The organism is Virgibacillus carmonensis, from assembly GCF_057836705.1.
In genome coordinates, this window is record NZ_JBYQFJ010000295.1 from 1 (window position 1) to 581 (window position 581).

Annotated in this window: 1 pseudogene; it reads left to right on the forward strand. The window is 37.9% G+C overall.

What is annotated here, in order from left to right:
• Nucleotides 1-581: pseudogene (locus tag AC3G7N_RS21955) on the forward strand (hypothetical protein); the annotation flags it as partial.

The following is a 581-nucleotide window of genomic DNA, read 5'->3' on the forward strand; positions in this document are numbered from 1 at the left end:
TGAATTAAATGGGAACTATCAAAGGGTGCATGAGGCTGACATATGGGAAAATAATCCCGATGACAGTGACGATTTTTCTTCCAAACGTTATGTGGAACAGGTATTTGATGGTGAAAGGGGAGAACTGTCTTTTTCTCACCGTTTTCCTGTAGAAATCTCTGTTCCAATTTATCGTGTCAATGACATGAACGATGTCACAGTATCAGTTGAATACTTTGATTATGAAATACCTGATCAAAATCAGCTTCGATTAACATCGGTTATAGCAATTCAGGGGATAAATGACAGTGTTGAAAACCCGGCAAATAGTGAAGTGTCAGAAGAAATTACAGAACAAAAAGAGGAAGGCTTAGCTTTTAATAAAGAAGATTCATTTCGTTTTGATATAAAAGAACAATTTGCGGAGCCTGAAATAAAGAATGAACAACAGAAGGAAGAAACTGAGGAATTAGTACGACCGGAAAATACTGTTGAAGTGGAACAGCAAGAAGAGGAACAATATGAAGAGGCACAACGTGAGAAAGAGCCACACGAAGAAGAGAAAATAGAAGAACCTTCGGAAGTGGAAGAAGTGGAATTCC